The sequence below is a fragment of the Acinetobacter sp. YH16042 genome, from assembly GCF_013417245.1.
In the GTDB taxonomy this organism is placed as follows: domain Bacteria; phylum Pseudomonadota; class Gammaproteobacteria; order Pseudomonadales; family Moraxellaceae; genus Acinetobacter; species Acinetobacter amyesii.
This window is the reverse complement of sequence record NZ_VPEJ01000090.1, coordinates 1-2111: the sequence shown is the minus strand read 5'-3', so window position 1 is coordinate 2111 and position 2111 is coordinate 1. Positions and strand designations below refer to the sequence as shown.

General features: G+C 34.5%; 3 protein-coding genes. 2 read left to right on the top strand and 1 reads right to left on the bottom strand.

The window, feature by feature from the left end; translation table 11 throughout:
- Nucleotides 1-69 precede the first annotated feature (69 nt).
- Both FTV37_RS17125 and FTV37_RS17120 read left to right on the top strand, forming a co-directional pair.
- On the top strand, nucleotides 70-360 hold the full coding sequence (locus tag FTV37_RS17125; protein ID WP_180064322.1) for a mobilization protein: 291 nt from the start codon (nucleotides 70-72) through the stop codon (nucleotides 358-360).
- Complete coding sequence (locus tag FTV37_RS17120; RefSeq protein ID WP_253135668.1) at nucleotides 360-896, top strand: hypothetical protein; 537 nt, start codon at nucleotides 360-362, stop codon at nucleotides 894-896. Before FTV37_RS17125 ends, FTV37_RS17120 begins: the two co-directional genes overlap by 1 nt.
- 13 nt (nucleotides 897-909) lie before the next feature.
- Here the strand turns inward: FTV37_RS17120 and FTV37_RS17115 are convergent, their stop codons facing one another.
- Nucleotides 910-1893, bottom strand: coding sequence for a RepB family plasmid replication initiator protein (locus tag FTV37_RS17115; protein ID WP_151710986.1), 984 nt, complete (start codon nucleotides 1891-1893; stop codon nucleotides 910-912).
- Nucleotides 1894-2111: the final 218 nt, after the last annotated feature.

Genomic DNA, 2111 nt, shown 5'->3' with positions numbered 1-2111 from the left:
TAGCCCGCTTGAATTTCAATTCATAGGGCCTTATGCTTGAGTGGTTTTCTATATCCCGAAATCTGAATCATGACAAAAGCTGCTGAAAATCTTGAAAAGAAAATCGAAGCCCAATTAGAGAAGCTGAAACAGTTAAAGGCTCGAAAACAAGCTATCGAAGCTAGAGAAAGGTCAAAGCAAAAAGAGCAGGAAAGAAAGGATGATACTAGACGTAAAATTTTGCTTGGTTCTTATTTAATTAAAAAGATGCAAAGTAATGAAGCCAACAAAGAAAAAATACTCGCTGAACTCAACGAGTATTTAACAGAAGATCGGGATAGACAGCTTTTTGACTTACCAAATATTGAGATATCTAAATAATGCAAAAAACACTAATTTTATGGGGTGGAATTTTAGCGACAATCATGGGTTCGCAAAATCTTAGTGCATGTATGCCACACTCACCAAATGAGGTATTTATAGCAAGGGTTCAATCATTTGAATCAGATAAAAATCAGACTAAATTTCAATTTTCTAACCATAATTTTATTTTTCGCCCATTAATAGCTTGGTTTAGATATTCTAGCCCAAATGAATGGAATGGCGATTTTAAAATTAAGAATATAAAAAAAGGAAATTTGATAATTGGTTTAGCATATCCGCCAGATGGTAACCAAGCAAGAAATTATCAGGTAAGTTCACTGGCACTACTTCACTGTAATAATGATGTTATATCAATAAGTAAGCCATCCACTCCTTTTTTAGCATGGGATAGAGCAAAAGGACGTTGTTTCTATACTGATAAGAGTGGTTTATTGAACGGCTTTCTTGAAAAAGATCAGGCATATTATTTACATAAAATTCAAGCTAAATATCCGACTTGCCGTAAACTGTACTCAGCATTCCCTATGACGTAATGTATATAAAATCTTAGTCTTTGAAGTCTGTTTCAGTCCGCAATGCTTTAAAAATCCGCTTTGCGGTTTCCTCTCGGACGGATGTAGGGTCACGTAAAATATTGGCAATCCATATTGAAAAGGCTGGGTAATCTTTATTGTCGGCTAAGTCAGAGATGCTATGAACCTTAGATAATACTGAACTGTAGGTCTTAATTTGACTGTCAGATAAGTTGCTGAACATATCTATAGTTTTTTGATCTCGCTGAGATTCTATTTTTTTAGGTGACAATTTTTGCTTAAATTTTAATTCTATGTGTGTGAACTTACGCCCTGTTTTTAACAGTTTATATTTGATTGTAATGGGAGATTTTTCATTAAGTTCATCAATTGCGGTATCTATTACCCATCTTTTTAAGTCTGCCGTTAATGGATACTTATTATTCAGATCAAGCATATTGCGCAAGTCATCAAGCCTTATTTTTCGATAACCTGTACTCTTGAATTGCATCATTAATTCATAAAATCGAACGCTATACCCACTACTTACTCCTGCTATGTCTTGAAGAAAATATTGTGTGAAGTTAGATGATAAGTTACTAATAAAGGGTAATACAGACTTACTAAACCTTATTGCCGCCAAAATATAATCTTCTGCATAAGGATCGCTCCCTGTCACCTCTTGGATAAATTCAGGATTAGCCAAAGCCCAATCACTATTGTATTTCATGATGTCTTGAACCCATCGAGTTTTAAATGTCCCTGCTTCAGTTGTTATTGTAATAACTCTATTAAAAAGTCGATCACATGCTTCTCTAATTTCTCTGCTTGCTGTTTTTGGGTTAACACCTAACTCAATAAATGATTCCCTTGTGACGCAATAACCTGTGTTATCTGTCACTTCTTCGCCTTTGGGTATACAGGCTATAGCCGCCAAAATTAAGCGCTGTTCATTCAAAGACAGTTGATAACTAGCTTCAATAATATTATTTGCTTTGACTACTAAGAGCTTACTCATTTTTGTATTCCTTATTATTAATTATGAGAATAATATATCGCCTCATAGTTATGCGTCAATCCCTCATAGTTATGCGTCAATCCCTCATAGTTATGCGTCAATCCCTCATAGTTATGCGTCAATCCCTCATAGTTAAACCTTGCAAAGCCACGCACAGCATGGCTTTGAGTGGGGTCTAAAAATATTTAAAAATATTTAAAATATTAAAAAATAGGGAA